The 17326-nt window shown below is 59.9% G+C and carries 18 protein-coding genes; 11 read left to right on the top strand and 7 right to left on the bottom strand.

The window, feature by feature from the left end:
• The first annotated feature begins 20 nt into the window (after positions 1-20).
• The 3 genes from QSV77_RS06625 to QSV77_RS06635 are packed head-to-tail and all read left to right on the top strand — an operon-like array spanning position 21 to position 3071.
• Entirely contained in the window at positions 21-284 is a 264-nt protein-coding gene (locus QSV77_RS06625) for an acyl carrier protein (RefSeq protein ID WP_142839990.1), read from the top strand.
• Positions 281-1810 (top strand): AMP-binding protein, encoded by a 1530-nt coding sequence (locus QSV77_RS06630; protein ID WP_302732901.1) that lies wholly within the window; start codon positions 281-283, stop codon positions 1808-1810. Before QSV77_RS06625 ends, QSV77_RS06630 begins: the two co-directional genes overlap by 4 nt.
• Positions 1794-3071, top strand: coding sequence for a type III PLP-dependent enzyme (locus QSV77_RS06635; protein ID WP_302732902.1), 1278 nt, complete (start codon positions 1794-1796; stop codon positions 3069-3071). The genes QSV77_RS06630 and QSV77_RS06635 overlap by 17 nt, the downstream gene beginning before the upstream one ends.
• Here QSV77_RS06635 and QSV77_RS06640 read toward each other — a convergent pair whose 3' ends face one another.
• From QSV77_RS06640 to coaD, 6 genes are all read right to left on the bottom strand, one after another.
• The gene (locus QSV77_RS06640) at positions 3072-4229 is read right to left on the bottom strand and encodes an aminodeoxychorismate synthase component I (RefSeq protein WP_302732903.1); all 1158 of its coding nucleotides are present in this window, start codon (positions 4227-4229) and stop codon (positions 3072-3074) included.
• A gap of 37 nt (positions 4230-4266) precedes the next feature.
• Positions 4267-5397, bottom strand: a complete 1131-nt coding sequence (gene tgt / locus QSV77_RS06645; RefSeq protein WP_045024749.1) for a tRNA guanosine(34) transglycosylase Tgt — start codon at positions 5395-5397, stop codon at positions 4267-4269.
• Positions 5397-6479, bottom strand: coding sequence for a tRNA preQ1(34) S-adenosylmethionine ribosyltransferase-isomerase QueA (gene queA / locus QSV77_RS06650; protein ID WP_142839993.1), 1083 nt, complete (start codon positions 6477-6479; stop codon positions 5397-5399). The genes tgt and queA overlap by 1 nt, the downstream gene beginning before the upstream one ends.
• Before the next feature lie 236 nt (positions 6480-6715).
• Positions 6716-7225 carry a peptidylprolyl isomerase gene (locus QSV77_RS06655; RefSeq protein ID WP_065115822.1) on the bottom strand — a complete coding sequence of 170 codons (510 nt, stop codon included), beginning with the start codon at positions 7223-7225 and terminating at the stop codon, positions 6716-6718.
• Positions 7226-7261: 36 nt separating this feature from the next.
• Entirely contained in the window at positions 7262-7831 is a 570-nt protein-coding gene (locus tag QSV77_RS06660) for a peptidylprolyl isomerase (protein WP_142839994.1), read from the bottom strand.
• A 29-nt stretch (positions 7832-7860) separates the two neighbouring features.
• Positions 7861-8355 (bottom strand): pantetheine-phosphate adenylyltransferase, encoded by a 495-nt coding sequence (gene coaD / locus QSV77_RS06665; RefSeq protein WP_302732904.1) that lies wholly within the window; start codon positions 8353-8355, stop codon positions 7861-7863.
• 437 nt (positions 8356-8792) lie between these two features.
• On the opposite strand from coaD, the gene QSV77_RS06670 reads away from it, so the two are divergent.
• The 8 genes from QSV77_RS06670 (at position 8793) to QSV77_RS06705 (ending at position 16475) form a co-directional block, all read left to right on the top strand.
• A complete protein-coding gene (locus QSV77_RS06670) occupies positions 8793-8972 on the top strand; it encodes a hypothetical protein (protein WP_046798466.1) in 180 nt (59 codons plus the stop codon).
• 40 nt (positions 8973-9012) lie between these two features.
• Positions 9013-9147 (top strand): hypothetical protein, encoded by a 135-nt coding sequence (locus QSV77_RS06675; protein WP_256367998.1) that lies wholly within the window; start codon positions 9013-9015, stop codon positions 9145-9147.
• A gap of 270 nt (positions 9148-9417) precedes the next feature.
• Complete coding sequence (locus tag QSV77_RS06680; RefSeq protein ID WP_302732905.1) at positions 9418-11310, top strand: peptidyl-prolyl cis-trans isomerase; 1893 nt, start codon at positions 9418-9420, stop codon at positions 11308-11310.
• A gap of 16 nt (positions 11311-11326) precedes the next feature.
• Positions 11327-12370 carry an anthranilate phosphoribosyltransferase gene (trpD, locus tag QSV77_RS06685; RefSeq protein WP_269699689.1) on the top strand — a complete coding sequence of 348 codons (1044 nt, stop codon included), beginning with the start codon at positions 11327-11329 and terminating at the stop codon, positions 12368-12370.
• A gap of 10 nt (positions 12371-12380) precedes the next feature.
• Positions 12381-13196, top strand: a complete 816-nt coding sequence (trpC, locus tag QSV77_RS06690) for an indole-3-glycerol phosphate synthase TrpC (protein WP_302732906.1) — start codon at positions 12381-12383, stop codon at positions 13194-13196.
• Between the two features lie 7 nt (positions 13197-13203).
• Entirely contained in the window at positions 13204-13695 is a 492-nt protein-coding gene (gene moaC, locus QSV77_RS06695) for a cyclic pyranopterin monophosphate synthase MoaC (RefSeq protein WP_302732907.1), read from the top strand.
• Complete coding sequence (gene glp, locus QSV77_RS06700) at positions 13696-14913, top strand: gephyrin-like molybdotransferase Glp (RefSeq protein WP_302732908.1); 1218 nt, start codon at positions 13696-13698, stop codon at positions 14911-14913.
• A gap of 491 nt (positions 14914-15404) precedes the next feature.
• Entirely contained in the window at positions 15405-16475 is a 1071-nt protein-coding gene (locus QSV77_RS06705; RefSeq protein WP_142840002.1) for a GGDEF domain-containing protein, read from the top strand.
• Positions 16476-16700: 225 nt separating this feature from the next.
• Here the strand turns inward: QSV77_RS06705 and QSV77_RS06710 are convergent, their stop codons facing one another.
• On the bottom strand, positions 16701-17309 hold the full coding sequence (locus tag QSV77_RS06710) for a pyridoxamine 5'-phosphate oxidase family protein (RefSeq protein ID WP_269699693.1): 609 nt from the start codon (positions 17307-17309) through the stop codon (positions 16701-16703).
• Between the last annotated feature and the right edge of the window lie 17 nt (positions 17310-17326).

The following is a 17326-nucleotide window of genomic DNA, read 5'->3' on the forward strand; positions in this document are numbered from 1 at the left end:
CGGGACATCGGAGAACAAGCATGCTTGCCGCAAAGAAAAGCGAAACCAACGTTGCTGATACCATCTACTCCTATCTCTCGAACCGTTTTCCCGCCTATGCACCTTTTACCGACGATACATTGCTTCTCGAAGGCGGCGTGATCGATTCGCTCGGTTTTCTGGAATTGATGATCTTCCTCGGCGAGACTTTTGGCATCGTTCTCGATGACGAGCATTTCACGCCTGACAATCTCGGCACACCCGCCGATCTCATCGCCTTCGTCCTCAGGGAACGAAGGAAATGACACCCCATTTTCTGCTGCACCACCTGCTCGCCGCACGCGCGCTAAGCCAGGATCCAGCTCTCGTTTATAAAGAACACTCACTGACTTATAACGCATTCGCCGTTGCGGCTGCGTGGTATGCCGCAGCATTACAGGCAAAGGGAGCGGAACGCGGAGACCGCGTCGTCATCTATCTACCGCGCGGCCTTGAGGAATGCTGGTCAATCTTTGGTGTGAGCATGGCCGGCGGCGTTTTCGTCCCCGTCAATGCGCTGCTGAAGGCGCAGCAGATCCGCCATATCGTCAGCGATTGCGGCGCGAAAATCGTCATCAGCAGCGCGGCGATGATGGATGAGCTGAAGACGGCGCTGGAAGACCTTCCCGATGTCACGGTGCTGCTGGCGGAAGAGATCGAAACCCGCGCAACGCCTGCCCGCCCTTCGGCGGCGATCGGCGAGGACCTCGCGGCGATCCTTTACACATCCGGCTCCACCGGCTCGCCCAAGGGTGTCATGCTCTCGCACCGCAATCTTCTGGCAGGCGCACGTATCGTGCGGACCTATCTGGAAATTACCGCAAGCGACCGCATTCTTTCCCTCCTGCCCTTCAGCTTTGACTACGGCCTGAACCAGCTGCTGACGGCAGTGGAACAGGGCGCGACCACGATCATCTCCACCTTCCGGCTGGGCGACGATATCGTCCGCGATCTGCGCGACCATGCCGTGACGGGTCTCGCCGGCGTGCCGACCGTCTGGGCAATCCTGACCAGAGCGGCCCCGTCGCTGGCAAAGACGCCGCTGCCGCATCTGCGCTACATCACCAATTCCGGCGGGCGTGTGCCGCAGGAAACCGTAAAAGCGCTACGCGAAAAGCTGCCAGACACGAAAATCTACCTGATGTATGGTCTGACCGAGGCCTTCCGCTCCACCTTCCTCCCGCCGGAAGAAATCGACAGCCGCCCGACCTCCATCGGCAAGGCCATTCCGGAATGCGAAATCTTCATCGTCACCGACAAGGGACAGCGGGCAAAACCGGGCGAGCCAGGCATTCTCGTCCATCGCGGCCCGACAGTATCGCTCGGCTACTGGAACCGGCCGGAAGACACGGCAAAAGTGCTGCGCCCTCATCCTTTCATTCCAGCGGCGCTGGGCGGCGAAACCGTCTGTTATTCCGGTGATCTGGCGGTGGAAGACGAGGATGGTTTCTTCAGCTTCGTTGCCCGCAACGATGCGATGATCAAATCGTCAGGCTATCGCATCAGCCCGACCGAGGTGGAGGAAAGCCTGATGTCGACAGGGCTGTTCCAGCAGGTTGCCGTCATCGGCCTGCCGGACCCCTTTGCCGGTGAAAGGGTGCATGCCGTGGCAACCGCCGCCAATGAAAATATCGACGTTTCGGCTGCCCTTAAGAAAGCTGCCGAAATGCTCGCTCCCTTCATGATCCCGCGCGCCATCGAACTGGTCGACCGGCTGCCGGTCACCGCCAATGGCAAGGTGGATTACCGCGCGCTGGTGCGCGAACGGACGGACAATGTCGCCCACGGATAAAACCCAGAGCCACGGCCCGGCCCTTGCGGCTGCGCAATTTGCGGTCACTGACAATGATCTTCTCATCGGCGGGCTTGCGGTGCGCGATATCGTCGCCCAAACCGGAACGCCGTGCTTCCTCTATGATGCCAGCGCCATGCGCCGCGCCTATCGGAGCCTTGAAACGGCGCTCTCGGGCTTTGCCGATATCTATTATTCGGTAAAGGCCAATCCCCTGCCCGCCATTATCGCGCTTTTCCGACAGCAGGGCGCGGGTGCAGAAATCGCCTCCGTCGGCGAATATCGCGCTGCCATCAAGGCCGGCGTCGCAGCTGAGAACATCATCTTCGCCGGCCCCGGCAAGGGCATGGCCGAATTGCGCGAGGTGATCGAGGGCGGCATCGGCGAAATCCATATTGAAAGCGCCGAGGAAATTGCCCGTATCGAAGAGATCGGTAAACCGGTCAAAGCCTCGATCCGCATCAACCCCGTGCCGGATGCGCAGGCCGGCGCCATGCGCATGGGCGGCAAGGCCACCGCTTTTGGTTTCGACGAGGAAGAGCTGGAAAACGTCCTGCCGCTTTTCAGGGATGCCAGACATATTGATCTCGTCGGCGTGCACATCTATGGCGGCACGCAGATTCTCGACGCCGACATGCTTGTCTCCCAATGGCGACACGCCATTTCCCTTGCCGCACGCATGGCGCAAATGCTGGGCAGACCGCTTGAAACCATCGATCTCGGCGGTGGCCTCGGCATCCCCTATTTCGCCGGGGAAATGCCGCTTGATCTTGCAACGGTCAGCGCCGCCATTCCCGATCTCAAGGCGCTCGTGAAAGCGCATCCGCTGATAACCGACGCCCATATCATCGTCGAACCCGGCCGCTTCCTCGCCGGCCCCGGCGGCATCTATGTGGCGGAAGTAAATTCGGTAAAAACCTCACGCGGCACCACCTTCGTGGTGACGGATGGCGGCATGCATCACCATCTGGCGGCCTCAGGCAATCTTGGCCAGATCGTCAAGCGCAACTATCCCATCGTCGCGCCCGCCAAGATGCTGGCAGATTACGACGAGACCGCAACCATCGTCGGTCCGCTCTGCACACCGCTCGACACACTGGCCCGCAATGCGGCACTGCCGAAACTGAAGGCCGGTGACTTACTCGCCATCCTGCAATCGGGCGCCTATGGCGCCAGCGCCAGCCCTGCGGGTTTTCTCAGCCACGCGGTGGCGAAGGAGGTGCTGGTGGAGGATGGAACGTTCGAGGTGATCAGGCGGTGATCACCGCCGCAACAACCTGTCCCCCACCACGAATTTCGATTTCAGCAGACACTCGTCATATTCGGCTTCCGCATCGGAATCAAAGACGATGCCGCCGCCGACATTAAAGACGGCACGGCCATCATCGAACAGGCTGAGTGTGCGGATCGCTACTGAGAACCGCATATCACCATGAGGAGACATGAAGCCGATCGCGCCGCAATAGGCGTTACGTGGGCCGGCTTCCAGCTCCCGCAGGATCTTCATCGCCCACATTTTTGGTGCACCGGTGACGGAACCGCAGGGAAACAGCGCGGCGAAGATGTCTTCCACCGTCACGTCAGGCAGAAGCTTCGCCCTGACATGGCTGACCATCTGGTGCACCGTGGGATAGGTCTCGATATCGAACAGCCGCGGCACATGAAGGCTGCCAACCTCGGTGATACGGGAAATATCGTTGCGCAGCAGATCGACGATCATGCGGTTTTCGGCCAGCGTCTTTTCATCCGCCAGCATCGCCGCGATGATTGCCCTGTCCCCCTCCGCATCCGCCCCGCGCGGTGTCGTTCCCTTCATCGGATGGGTTTCGATGAAACCTTCGCCATCGACCGAAAAAAACAGTTCCGGCGAGCGCGACAGGATGACCGGGCCGCCGAGATCGACCAGCGCGCCGTATTTCACCGGCTGGCGCTCGATCAGCGACCAGAAGGCGGTGAGCGGATCGCCGCTCCAGCGGGCGGTGACGGGCATGGTCAGATTGCCCTGGTAACAGTCGCCGCGACGCAGATGGTCGTGCAGTCGCGCAAAGCGCTGCTGGTATTCTTGGAGCGTCCAGGCCGGCACGGGATCGGAAAGAAACGCATCCGCATCCGGCAGTTCATCCGGACGCGCAAACCGCCCCGCATCCGGCTGCGGGCCGGAAAACACGCCGAAGGTCAGAAACGGCACGTTGCGAGGCTCGGCGGCAAAAGGCGCAAGCTTTGGTTCGAACAGGAAACCGGCCTCGTAGGACATATAGCCGGCAAGATATTTTCCGGCCCGGCGCAGCTGTTCCATGCGCTTCAGCGCCACAAAAAACGCCTCCGGTTCATCCGCGACGATGATCTCTTCCGGCTCGGTGAAGGCTGTCACCGTGCCGGTCGTGTCATCCCGGAAAAGAACATAAGGCGCATGTGCCAAGGAAAGCGTCCGAAACAGGAGAAAGGGTCGGGAAGGATCAGACCGGGTCTATATCGCCCCGCGCCCACATCTCTATGGTTTCCGCATAAAAATCGGCGAAACGGCCTTCCTCGATCGACTTGCGGATACCCTGCATCAGCTCCTGATAATAGGCAAGATTGTGCCAGGAGAGCAGCATGCCGCCCAACGCCTCGTTGGAGCGGGTGAGATGATGCAGATAGGCGCGGGAATAATCGCGCGAGGCCGGGCAGTTGGACTGCTCGTCGAGCGGGCGCATATCTTCGGCATGGCGGGCGTTGCGGATATTGACCCTGCCACGACGGGTAAAGGCAAGCCCGTGACGGCCGGAGCGGGTCGGCATCACGCAGTCGAACATGTCGATACCACGCGCCACCGATTTCAGGATATCGTCAGGCGTACCAACGCCCATCAGGTAACGCGGCTTTTCGGTCGGCAGCACCGGCAGGGTGATATCGAGCATGCCCAGCATCACATCCTGCGGTTCGCCGACGGCAAGACCGCCGACGGCATAACCCTTGAGATCAAGCTGTTTCAGCCCTTCGGCCGAGCGGATGCGCAGATCCGGCTGGTCGCCGCCCTGCACGATGCCGAACATGGCCTTGCCGGGCTGCTCGCCAAAGGCGACGCGGCAGCGTTCGGCCCAGCGCAGCGACATTTCCATGGCGCGCTCGATTTCCTTGCGCTCGGCCGGCAGCGCAATGCATTCATCGAGCTGCATCTGGATGTCCGAATCGAGCATGCCCTGGATTTCGATCGAGCGCTCCGGCGACATGTGGTGCAGCGAACCGTCCACATGGCTCTTGAAGGTCACGCCCTTCTCGTCGAGCTTGCGCAGACCGGAAAGCGACATGACCTGGAAGCCGCCGCTGTCGGTGAGGATCGGATGCGGCCAGCGGATCAACTCATGCAGACCGCCAAGACGCGCAACACGCTCCGGGCCGGGCCGCAGCATCAGGTGATAGGTATTGCCGAGAATGATATCGGCCCCCAGCTCGCGCACCTGATCGAGATACATGGCCTTGACGGTGCCAACAGTGCCGACCGGCATGAAGGCGGGCGTGCGGATGACGCCGCGCGGCATGGCGACTTCGCCAAGGCGCGCGCCGCCGCTCGTGGCTTTCAGGGTGAAGGTGAATTTGTCGTGCATCAGTTTTTCCGGAACAACAGGCTGGAATCGCCATAGGAATAGAAACGGTATCCGGTTTCGATGGCGCGCCTGTAAGCGTCACGCATCGTTTCGAGACCGCAGAAAGCCGAAACCAGCATGAACAGCGTCGATTTCGGCAGGTGGAAATTGGTCATGAGCATATCGACCGCCCGGAAACGGTAACCAGGCGTGATGAAGATGCCGGTGGCATCGGACCATGGGTGAATAACGCCATTCTCGTCGGCCGCACTTTCGATCAGCCGCAGCGAAGTGGTGCCGACGCAGATAATACGCCCGCCGCGCGCCTTCACCGCATTCAGCCGGTCAGCGGTTTCCTGCGACACATGGCCGATCTCGAAATGCATCTTGTGATCGTCGGTATCGTCGGACTTTACCGGAAGGAAAGTGCCTGCCCCAACGTGAAGCGTCACGAAGTGCCGCTCGATGCCGGCCTTGTCCAGTGCTTCGAACAGATCGGGGGTGAAATGCAGCCCGGCGGTGGGGGCAGCGACAGCGCCCTTTTCACGGGCATAAATGGTCTGGTAGTCGGTCTGGTCCTGCTGGTCCTCCGGCCGTTTGGCGGCGATATAAGGCGGCAAAGGAATATGGCCGACCGAGGCAATCGCCTCGTCCAGAACAGGGCCGGACACGTCGAACAGCAGCGTGATTTCGCCATCCTCGCCCTTTTCCTCGACGGTGGCTTCCAGATGGGCAAGGCCGCAGGCATTGTCGCGCTCATAACCGAACCGGATGCGGTCGCCTTCCTTGATGCGCTTGCCGGGACGGGCAAAAGCCTTCCAGCGGGATTGATCGGTACGCATATGCAGCGTGGCCGAAACCGCCGTCTCCGGCGCACCTTCACGCAGCCTGACACCTTCCAGCTGGGCGGGAATGACGCGGGTATCGTTGAAGACAAGCGCATCGCCGGGCCGCAGGAAAGACGGCAGGTTAAAGACGTGGTGGTCCTCCATGCGGTTTTCATTCGGATCGACCACCAGCAGGCGCGCGCTGTCGCGCGGGTTCGCCGGGCGAAGGGCGATATTCTCCTCGGGCAGATCGAAATCGAACAGGTCTACACGCATTGCAAGGGCTCTCGAAAATATCAAAACCCGCCTCGCAGCAAACTGCCGGCGGGTCGTTGTTGGTGAAGGAGCTTCCTCCCCTCCACGTCATCCTCGGGCTTGACCCGAGGACCCATGACGCTGGTGGAATGGATCCTCGGGTCAAGCCCGAGGATGACGTCGAGTGCGAGGAACACTCCATCAGCAAAACATCCTCCCGCCCTGCAGTTCAGCAAGGCGGGAGAAACTCTTTAACCTCAAGCCGCCGAAGCAAGCTTCATGGAAACGATCGAATCGGGATCCTTCACCGGCTCGCCGCGCTTGACCTTGTCGATGGCTTCCATACCTTCGATGACCTGGCCCCAGACGGTGTACTGCTTGTTCAGCCAGGGCGAATCGGTGAAGCAGATGAAGAACTGCGAGTTGGCGGAGTTCGGGCTCTGCGAACGGGCCATCGAGCAGGTGCCGCGAACGTGCGGAATGGCGGAAAACTCAGCCTTCAGGTCTTCCTTTTCAGAGCCGCCCATGCCGGCGCGTGCCGGGTTGAAGCTTTCCGAACCCTTCTTGCCGAACTTCACGTCGCCCGTCTGGGCCATGAAGTCTTCGATGACGCGGTGGAACACGACGCCATCATAAGCGCCTTCCGATACCAGTTCCTTGATACGGGCGACGTGACCCGGAGCAACTTCCGGAAGCAGCTGGATGACGACCTTGCCGGTCGTCGTTTCCATGATGATGGTGTTTTCCGGATCCTTGATCTCGGCCATGATTATTCTCCTCTGTTCGGGCTCTATTGCCCTACCTTACTTCTTGCCGACGGTGACCTTGATCATCCGGTCGGGGTTGGAAACTTCGCCGTTGCTGCCGGCGCCGCGCTTGATCTTGTCCACGGCTTCCATGCCGGATACGACCTTGCCGACCACGGTATACTGGCCGTTCAGGAACGGGCCATCGGCAAACATGATGAAGAACTGCGAATTGGCGGAATTCGGATCCTGCGAGCGGGCCATGCCGACCACACCGCGCGTGAACGGCGTCTTGGAGAACTCAGCCGGAATATCCGGCAGGTCGGAACCGCCGGTGCCGGCGCGCTGGGCGTTGAAGCTCTTTTCCATGTTGCCATACTGCACGTCGCCGGTCTGCGCCATGAAACCGTCGATGACGCGGTGGAAGGCGACATTGTCATAAGCGCCCTTCTTGGCCAGCGCCTCGATCTGCGCCACGTGCTTGGGCGCGACTTCCGGCATCAGCTCGATGACGACGGGACCGTCCTTCAGCTGGACGGTCAAGAGTTCGGCGGCGGAAGCAATGGTGCTGGCGGCAAGCGCGCCTGCAAACATGGCGCCAGCAAAGGCAAATCGAACGAGTTTCATCGGATTGGCTCCAGAATGTGGGGCTGAAGTCAGCGCTTCAGCTTGGCGTTGAGGGCTTCAAGCACGGCTTTCGGCACGAAGGCATCGACATTGCCGCCCATGGCGGCGATCTGCCGGACCAATGTGGCTGTAATGGGTCGCGACGATGTTCCAGCGGGCAGGAACACGGTCTGGATATCAGTCGCCATCTGGCGGTTCATGCCGGCCATCTGCATTTCATAGTCGAGATCGGTGCCATCGCGCAGGCCGCGCAGCAAAAGGCGCGCGCCGTGCTGGCGGGCGGCATCCACCACCAGATTGTCGAAGGAAACGACCTCCATGCGCGCCGCCTCGGTGGGCAGCTGTTCGGCAAGCGCCTGCTTTATCAGCGCCGCCCGCTCATCAAAGCTGAACAGCGGCGCTTTTCCGGGATGAATGCCGACGGCAACGATGACTTTCGACGCCACGTTCAGCGCCTGGATAAGCACATCCAGATGTCCGTTGGTCATCGGATCGAATGATCCTGGATAAAAGGCAATCGTCATATCGCTCTCAGATGGTGGGCGCGCTTCGATGCTGGGTATCATGTGCCCGCCTTTTGTCATGGAGAGCCACGCGGCGCAAGACATTATAACCGGGCAGCACAACCGGAGCTGTGCCGTGAACCCGCGATGAATGGGCCGTTCAGTGCGGTTTCAGAGCTATTTTGTTTAAATGCACAACATCGGGAAACCGAAACGCCCCTCACCCGTTAAGCATCCGGAGAATTGAAAATGCTGGCCTTCATGATCGTCCTTTCGGTCATCGCATCATTCGCTGCCGAGTATCTTTTTCTCGAATGACGCCCTTAGCCAGTTTCCTGAACGCCAGATGAACGAGCCATTCAAGGAAGTTTCACAGGCGCGATGCTAATCGATTTTTACGATTGACGCGGAACATGTTGAGGCATGGCGCGTTAAGAAAGAACCAAAGGAACGGACAGATGTTTGTAAGAGAAAAACAGTCTACTTCGGCGAAAATCAGCGTCATCAGCACCGCCTGGACAGTACTGGTTATCGCAATGGTAGCAACGACGTTTAGCCTTTATGAGCAGAAGCCTGAAGCCCAGGGACCGGACTATCCGCAGCTGACCGCCCGTTACCAGTATATGAATTATTACTGATAACGGGGACAATTTCCTCGAAACGACCGGAGACGATATCATGTTCACATTTCTGACGATGCTTTTGGCCCTGATCAGCGTAATGTTCGTGACATCGATGATCTCCGTCATCGCCGAGATGCGGCGTGAAGACGAGGAATTCAAGGCGACGATCCGGCGCGACCGCGCTTTCTGAGTGCGGCGAACGGCCTTAACCGCCGGTTCAAAAACGATTCTTCGCAACCGCCTGGGCGCTCCGGGCGGTTTTATTTTGCGCCTCATTAAGGCGATGCGGCGGAGATGAAGGCGGAAAAACGCCGCTCCAATCACATAAGCGTTTTCAAAACCCCGTTTTTCCAAGGGAAATTCCCTTCAATTTCCGTTTGGATTGATTTAAGGAACGCCGATACGTTGCGGGCCGGAAGGCTGGCGACCGCGATGACGTTCCTGTGAGGTTTGCATAACGATGCTCGATTCCCTGAGAAATGCTTCTCGAACCCTGGCAGCCAAGCTGCTGCTTCTCCTGCTTGTTGTTTCGTTTGGCGTCTGGGGCGTCTCCGCATCGCTTGTCACCGCCAATTCCCACGCCGTCATGACGGTGGGTGACCAGACGGTCAGCCCGGAGGAATTCCGCCTCGCCTATCAGCGCCAGATTTCCGATCTCAGCCGCCAGTTCGGCACAAGGCTGACGACCGAACAGGCCAAGGCCTTCGGCATCGACCGGCAGGTCTTCAGCCAGCTTGCGGCAGGGGCATCACTTGACGAGCTTGCATCCAAGATGAATCTCGGCCTTTCGGAAGATCGCCTTGCCAAGCTCATTGCCGAAGACCCGGCCTTCAAGTCGGTCAACGGCCAGTTCGACCGCAACCTGTTCAGCGAACGCCTGCGCAATTCCGGCTTCCGCGAGGACGACTACATCAAGGAACGCAGCAAGGTTGCCGTCAGAAGCCAGATTGTCGAAGCCGTCTCGGATGGCTTTACCGCACCGCAGGTGCTGGTGGATGCGCTGAAGCAGTATCGCAACGAGCAGCGCGCCGTCGATTACGTCATTCTTTCCAACGCCGTCATCCCGCCGGTCAAGGCACCGGGCGACGACGTGCTCACCCCGTGGTTTGAAACCAACAAGACGAAATATCGCGCCCCGGAATTCCGCAAGTTCACCTATGTGAAGCTGGAACCGTCAGACATTGCCGATCAGTCCTCGGTGACCGAGGCGCAGATCGCTGACTATTACAACAGCCACAAGGACAGCTTCCGCACCGCCGGCCGCCGCACGGTTGAACAGCTGACCTTTACGGACAAGGAAATGGCTGCCGCTGCCGCCGAACAGATCCGCCTCGGCAACACCACCTATGATCAGGTGGTGAAGGATCAGGGCAAGACCGCTTCCGACGTGACCCTTGGCGAATTCACCAAGGATACCATCCCCGATCCGTCGATTGCCGACGCAGCCTTCGGCATCCAGAAGGATGGCGGCGTATCTGCCGTCGTTGAAGGTTCCTTCGGGCCGGTCATCCTGCGCGTCACCGGCATCAAGCAGGAAACCACCCGCACGCTGGATGAAGCCAGGGAAGATATCCGCAGGGATCTCGCCACCGCCGCTGCAGCGGAAGAAGTCACCAATGTGCACGACCGTTACGAGGATCTGCGCGCCGGTGGTTCGTCGCTTGCCGATGCCGCAAAGCAGCTGAACCTCAAGCCCGTCACCATTGCCGCCATCGATGCCGCCGGCCTCGATGAAAAGGGTGACACGGTCGAAGGCCTACCCTCGCCGCAGCTGGCACAGGAAGTCTTCAAGACCGAACCAGGCACCGAAGCCCTGCCGATCAATCTCGGCCGCGAAGGTTACATCTGGTTCGATGTCGAGCAGATCATCCCCGCCCGTGACCGCACACTTGCCGAAGTCCGCGACGATGTCGTGGCCGACTGGACGTCCGAGCAGCAGCGCACAGCGCTTGCTGCCAAGGCTGACGAACTGAAGGCCCGCGTTGAAAAGGGCGAAACGCTCGAGGCTGTTGCCGGCGAGCTCAGCCTTGCCGTCGAGCAGAAATCCGGCCTGCGCCGCACCAGCGAGGATGCGATTTTCGGCCGCCAGACGATTGCCGCCGTTTTCTCCGGTGCTGAAGGCGTGGTTGGCACGGCGGCAGATGCCGATGGTTCCAGCCGCATCCTCTTCAAGGTCACCTCGGTTGACACCAACGCCCCTGCCGACGCGCTTGCCAATGACGACCAGCAGTTTACCGCCATTGCCCGTGCAGCCGGCGACGATATGCTGGACCAGATGGTCAACCGTCTGCAGAACGACTATGGTGTGACCATCAATCAGGCCCTCGCCGATCAGGCGATGGTCGGCTTCTGACCGGGGGGCGGAAACCATGGCCGAACTGAAGCCGCTGATCGCCAGGGTCGCGAACGGAGAAAGCCTGAACCGCGAGGATGCGCGGACGGCCTTCGACATTCTGATGTCGGGCGAAGCCACCCCGTCGCAGATCGGCGGTTTCCTGATGGCGCTGCGCGTGCGCGGCGAAACGGTCGACGAAATCGTCGGCGCCGTTTCCTCCATGCGCGCCCGCATGCTGCCGGTCTCGGCCCCCGCCAATGCCATCGATATCGTCGGAACCGGCGGTGATGGCATCGGCACCTATAATATCTCGACACTGGCTTCGATCATCGTTGCCGGCACGGGCCTGCCGGTCGCCAAGCATGGCAACCGGGCGCTGAGCTCCAAATCCGGCACGGCGGATGCCTTGTCCGCTCTTGGCGTCAAGCTCGATATCGGTCCCGATCTCATCGCCCGCTGCATCGCAGAGGCGGGACTTGGCTTCATGTTCGCGCAGATGCACCACTCCGCCATGCGCCATGTCGGCCCGAGCCGGGTCGAACTCGGCACAAGGACGATTTTCAACCTGCTCGGCCCGCTCTCCAACCCCGCGGGTGCAAAGCGCCAATTGCTCGGCGTGTTTTCGCCGCGCTGGCTGGTGCCGCTTGCCGAAGTGCTGCGCGATCTTGGTTCGGAAAGCATCTGGGTCGTCCATGGCGATGGCATGGATGAAGTCACCACGACAGGCGTCACCCATGTGGCCGCGCTGGAAGATGGCAAGATCCGCACTTTCGATCTGACCCCGAAAGATTTCGGCGTCGACGTTGCGGCGATGGCTGATCTGAAAGGCGGCGACGGCATTGCCAATGCGGCAGCCCTGCGCGACGTCCTGTCGGGCAAGCGTAATGCCTATCGTGACGTGTCGCTCTGCAACGCGGCTGCTGCCCTTGTCATCGCCGGCAAGGCCGAAACATTGGGTCAGGCTATGACGATCGTCAGCGAAGCGCTCGACAGCGGTGCGGCGGCAGCAGCACTCGACCGTCTGGTCGCCGTTTCCAATGAAGCCGATGCCGCGCAGGCCGACCACAAGCAGGAATGAAAGCGAGACCATGAGCGACATTCTGAAAAAGATCGAGATCTACAAGCGCGAGGAAATCGCCGCTGCCAAGGCGAAGACCTCGCTGGCCGATCTCAAGGCCATGGCCGCTGACCAGAGTGCGCCGCGTGGTTTCTACAAGGCGCTCCGGGCAAAGCAGGCCGAAGGCAAGTTCGGCCTGATCGCCGAGATCAAGAAGGCCAGCCCGTCGAAAGGCCTCATCCGCCCGGATTTCGATCCGCCGGCGCTGGCTGCTGCCTATGAGGCGGGCGGTGCCGCCTGTCTTTCGGTGCTGACGGACAGCCCGAGCTTTCAAGGCGCACCGGAATTCCTGACCGCCGCCCGCAATGCCTGCGCTCTGCCAGCTCTGCGCAAGGATTTCATGTTCGAGACCTATCAGGTGCATGAGGCCCGTGCCTGGGGCGCGGACTGCATTCTCCTCATCATGGCATCGCTCTCTGACGACGAGGCCAAGCGCCTCGAAGACGAGGCTTTCGCACTCGGCATGGATGTGCTGGTCGAGGTGCATGATGCACAGGAAACCGAACGGGCCCTGAAGCTCGCCTCGCCGCTTCTCGGCATCAACAACCGCAACCTGCGCACCTTTGAAGTCGGCCTCGAAACCAGCGAGAAGCTGGCGGGCCTCGTACCGGCCGACAAGCTGCTGGTCGGCGAAAGCGGTATCTTCACCTTCGAGGATTGCCAGCGCCTCGAAAAAAGCGGCATCAGCACCTTCCTCGTCGGCGAAAGCCTGATGCGCAAGGATGATGTGACGGCGGCCACCAAAGCGCTGCTGACGGGGCAATCCGGCATTCTGGCAGCGGAGTAAATCCCCGATGAGCGAGGCCTCAAAGCTCACCCATATCGATGCCAGCGGCGAGGCGCATATGGTCGATGTCGGCGACAAGGTGGAAACCGTCCGTGTCGCCGTCGCCGAAGGCTTCGTGAAGATGAAACCGGAAACGCTGGCGCTCATCCGCGACGGCAATGCCAAGAAGGGCGATGTCATCGGCACCGCGCGCCTTGCCGGCATCATGGCCGCCAAGCAGACGGCCAATCTCATCCCGCTATGCCATCCGCTGATGCTGACCAAGGTAGCGGTGGACATTGCCGAAGACACCACCCTGCCCGGCCTGCGCGTCGAGGCCATGGTGAAACTGTCTGGCAAGACCGGTGTGGAAATGGAAGCGCTGACCGCCGTCTCCATCGCCTGCCTGACGATCTATGACATGGCCAAGGCTGCCGACAAGGCGATGGAAATCGTCAATATCCGCCTGCTCGAAAAAAGCGGTGGCAAATCCGGTGATTTTCGCCGGCAGGAGAGCTGAATGAAACCGCTGCTGCCCGTAGATGATGCCACACGGCGCCTTCTGGAAGCGGCGGTTCCGGTAACCGACAGCGAAACCCTGCCGCTTGCCGAATGTGATGGCCGTGTCCTTTTGGCCGATCTGGCGGCGCGCCTCACCCAGCCGCCTTTCGATGCCTCCGCCATGGATGGCTACGCGCTGCGCAGCGTCGATGCATCTGAGATCGGCTCAGTCCTGACCGTCATCGGCCAGGCGGCTGCCGGCCATGCCTTTACCGGCACTCTGGGTGAAGGCGAAGCAGTGCGCATCTTCACCGGCGCGCCCGTGCCTGAGGGAGCCGATACCATCCTCATTCAGGAAGATGCGGAGGTGCTGGAAGGCGGCAAGATCCGCACTACCTTCGAAGTCACCTCCGGGAGACACATTCGCCCGCGCGGGCAGGATTTTGCGCAGGGCGAAACGGTTCTGCAAGCCGGGCGTGAACTTGGCTTCACCGACCTGACACTTGCGGCGGCCATGAACCACGCCACGCTGCCTGTCTATCGCAGGCCGCGCATCGCCATTCTCGCCACCGGCGACGAATTGCTGCCGCCAGGCAGCACGCCGAACCCGGCCCAGATCATCGCCTCCAACACTTTTGGCGTCGCAGCCCTCGCCCGTCAGGCGGGCGCCGACATTCTCGACCTCGGCATCATCGCCGATGACGATACGCTGATCCGCGCCGCCATCGGCAAGGCTGTCGCAGCCAGGGTGGATGTGCTGGTGACGTTGGGCGGCGCCTCCGTCGGCGACCACGATCTCGTACAGGCGGCATTGAAGGCGGAAGGCATGCAGCTGGATTTCTGGCGCATCACCATGCGCCCCGGAAAGCCGCTGATGGTCGGCGCGATCGGCGCCATGCAGGTTCTCGGCCTGCCCGGAAACCCGGTCGCCAGCCTCGTCTGCAGCCTGTTGTTTCTCGAACCGCTGATCCGCCGGATCGCCCGACGCGCGCCTGTGCAACGCACAGCGACAGTCAGAACCGCAGCGCCGCTGAAGGCCAATGACCATCGGCAGGATTATCTTCGCGCCCGTCTCCGCTTCGATGACAGTGGTGAAAGCGTGGCGGAAGCCTATGCCAAACAGGATTCATCGATGATGAACATCCTTGCCCATTCCGACGTCCTGATCATCCGTCCGCCGCATGCGCCGGAAGCATCGGCAGGCACGGAATGCCCGGTTATAAAGCTCAGGACCTAACGTGGTCCTGAGAACCGCCGGATCGAAACGGCGCACCGTTTCAAAAGCGTGACAAATATCATGTCTATACCGGCGCAAACCGCGCCGTTTGGCGTTGAGACGACCAAATAAAAACTGTAAGATTCTTGTGTATAGACATAATCGGCGAAGTTTGCCGCCTATAGGTCATGTCTTGCCGAATTGAAAAAATGCACTGACCTGGCGTTTCCCTTCGTTGTACCCTGCATTGCTGTGCCAAAATAAATCACTCGAAAAGCGTTATCGGGATTGACAGAATAAATACGATGCTGTCACCAAGGCGCACAGTAGAGGGAAAAAACACCGGAAATCTCTAAAAATGAAAATTACTTATAATTATCAATTAAATAAGATAAAAATCAGCGAAAATGGAATTTCCGGGAACAAAAATTAGTTTTCTATAAATTAAGCTTTCCAAAACAGCCCGCATAATAATAATCATAGTCTATAAGCAGACTCACTGGAGTTTCTTGATGAACACGGCATCCACGCCCAAAACAACGGGACCCGACATTGCCGGGCAGATTGCCTACGCCATGCGGAGCATGGGTGTTTCGCCGATCCCGCGTAATTACAGCCTTTTCTACGAAGCCTATATCGGCTCGAACCCTGCGCTGACCAAGGATCTGGCGGCACTGGGAAGCCGGGCCACGCAGGAGGATCTGGACGAACTGTCCACGCGCTACGGCGAAAGCAATCCGGTCAGGGCAATCGACGACGCGCATGAAAAGCTCAGGCGCGAACTGGAAGCGTTGCTGGGTACGTTGCGGCGGGAGCAATCCTCCATCGAGAACTACAACAGGATACTTGGCGAAACGCGCCAGCGCATCGATGACAAGAACGCCTCCAGCACCAATATTCTGAAGAATGCGATCCTGTTGCTGGCCGAAGCCACGGGCACAAAGATCATCGACGGCGAGAAGGCGTTTAACGACGTCAATCGCCATGCCGAAGAAATGCATCAGGTTCGTCTGGAACTGGATGAATATAAGCGCATCGCCAATACAGACTCGCTGACGCGCCTTTCCAACCGCCGGGCTTTCGATGACCGGCTGGCTTCTGTCTATGACAGCTCCATCGGCCTGCAATACACATCGCTGGTGCTGCTCGATATCGACCATTTCAAGCGGATAAACGATACGTTCGGCCATCCCGTCGGTGACAAGATTTTGGCAACCGTCGCCTCGGTCATCCGCGCCAATGTCCGCAAGGATGGCTTCGTCGCAAGAAGCGGCGGTGAGGAATTCGCGATCATTCTCGACGGCAATACGCCGGAGGAAGTCATGGTGATGTGCGAGCGCATCCGCCTGTCGCTGGAAAGCACCCCCTTCCGCAATTCACGATCGGGCGCCGATTATGGCACGGTGACGATCTCCATCGGCTTTGCCTCCGCCTCGCAGGCCAACAATCCGGGCGAGCTTTATGGCCATGCCGATACGGCGCTTTACCACGCCAAGGAAACCGGCAGAAACCGCTCCGTCTTTTACGAGGACGGCATGCAGAAGAACTATACCGGCAAGAACTGGCTGATCTACCGGACGTGACGCGTATTGCGCCGGTTTGGGCGCGCTAAAACCACCCAATTTCCCCTACCCTCATTCCTGTGCTTGTCAGAGAAATCTGGCCAGCCCAGGTCCCTGAGCTGTAAAACTCCCTCCGCCGCGCAGACGCGCGTCGACTGGTGTGCTGTGACGGGCACAGCAATGAGGGAAGAGGAAAGACGTCAGCCTGTCGTTACATTGCTATGAGCGATCTTGGCGACAAACCCCTCACCACATCGTGGCCGCCGCCCGTGCCGCCCATTCGCGGTCATAGGTTTCCTGATCGAACTCCGCTTTCGCGGCTTTCAGCAGCACGCCTGGCGTGGGTAGCGACGCCGGTTCGACGAAGTGTTCCGGGTTCCACAGTTCCGAGCGCATCAGTGCCCGGGCACACTGGAAATAAACCTCATCGATCGTCACCACGATGACGGTGCGCGGATGTTTGCCATCCATCTCGAAGCTTTGCAGCAGTTCCGCATCAACCGAAACAACGGCCCGGCCATTGATGCGCATCGTCGTATTCGAGCCGGGGATCAGGAACATCAGCGCCACCCGCGGATCGCGCACGATGTTCAAAAGCGAATCGACACGGTTATTGCCGCGCCAGTCCGGCAACAGCACGGTCTTTTCATCCGCCACCCGCACTACACCGCCCCTGTCACCACGCGGCGAACAGTCCATTCCCTCCGGCCCCACCGTCGCCAGCGCCAGAAAGGGTGATGCCTCGATCATCAGCCGGTATTCCGCCGTCAGCTTCGCCGTCACCTTCGCGACCGAGGCTTCGCTCGTGCCGTCATAGATGGCCTTCAGTTCTTCAACAGTACGAATGATCGTCATATTCGCCTCAATCCCTC

This window comes from Agrobacterium sp. V1, from assembly GCF_030518355.1.
In the GTDB taxonomy this organism is placed as follows: Bacteria; Pseudomonadota; Alphaproteobacteria; order Rhizobiales; family Rhizobiaceae; genus Agrobacterium; species Agrobacterium cucumeris.

Excerpts from the sequence above, each read along its gene's own strand:
- QSV77_RS06625 (WP_142839990.1), top strand. The coding sequence starts at position 21 with ATGCTTGCCGCAAAGAAAAGCGAAACCAACGTTGCTGATACCATCTAC.
- QSV77_RS06630 (WP_302732901.1), top strand. The coding sequence starts at position 281 with ATGACACCCCATTTTCTGCTGCACCACCTGCTCGCCGCACGCGCGCTA.
- QSV77_RS06635 (WP_302732902.1), top strand. The coding sequence starts at position 1,794 with ATGTCGCCCACGGATAAAACCCAGAGCCACGGCCCGGCCCTTGCGGCT.
- tgt (WP_045024749.1), bottom strand. The coding sequence starts at position 5,397 with ATGCACGACAAATTCACCTTCACCCTGAAAGCCACGAGCGGCGGCGCG.
- queA (WP_142839993.1), bottom strand. The coding sequence starts at position 6,479 with ATGCGTGTAGACCTGTTCGATTTCGATCTGCCCGAGGAGAATATCGCC.
- QSV77_RS06655 (WP_065115822.1), bottom strand. The coding sequence starts at position 7,225 with ATGGCCGAGATCAAGGATCCGGAAAACACCATCATCATGGAAACGACG.
- QSV77_RS06660 (WP_142839994.1), bottom strand. The coding sequence starts at position 7,831 with ATGAAACTCGTTCGATTTGCCTTTGCTGGCGCCATGTTTGCAGGCGCG.
- coaD (WP_302732904.1), bottom strand. The coding sequence starts at position 8,355 with ATGACGATTGCCTTTTATCCAGGATCATTCGATCCGATGACCAACGGA.
- QSV77_RS06670 (WP_046798466.1), top strand. The coding sequence starts at position 8,793 with ATGTTTGTAAGAGAAAAACAGTCTACTTCGGCGAAAATCAGCGTCATC.
- QSV77_RS06675 (WP_256367998.1), top strand. The coding sequence starts at position 9,013 with ATGTTCACATTTCTGACGATGCTTTTGGCCCTGATCAGCGTAATGTTC.
- QSV77_RS06680 (WP_302732905.1), top strand. The coding sequence starts at position 9,418 with ATGCTCGATTCCCTGAGAAATGCTTCTCGAACCCTGGCAGCCAAGCTG.
- trpD (WP_269699689.1), top strand. The coding sequence starts at position 11,327 with ATGGCCGAACTGAAGCCGCTGATCGCCAGGGTCGCGAACGGAGAAAGC.
- trpC (WP_302732906.1), top strand. The coding sequence starts at position 12,381 with ATGAGCGACATTCTGAAAAAGATCGAGATCTACAAGCGCGAGGAAATC.
- moaC (WP_302732907.1), top strand. The coding sequence starts at position 13,204 with ATGAGCGAGGCCTCAAAGCTCACCCATATCGATGCCAGCGGCGAGGCG.
- glp (WP_302732908.1), top strand. The coding sequence starts at position 13,696 with ATGAAACCGCTGCTGCCCGTAGATGATGCCACACGGCGCCTTCTGGAA.
- QSV77_RS06705 (WP_142840002.1), top strand. The coding sequence starts at position 15,405 with ATGAACACGGCATCCACGCCCAAAACAACGGGACCCGACATTGCCGGG.
- QSV77_RS06710 (WP_269699693.1), bottom strand. The coding sequence starts at position 17,309 with ATGACGATCATTCGTACTGTTGAAGAACTGAAGGCCATCTATGACGGC.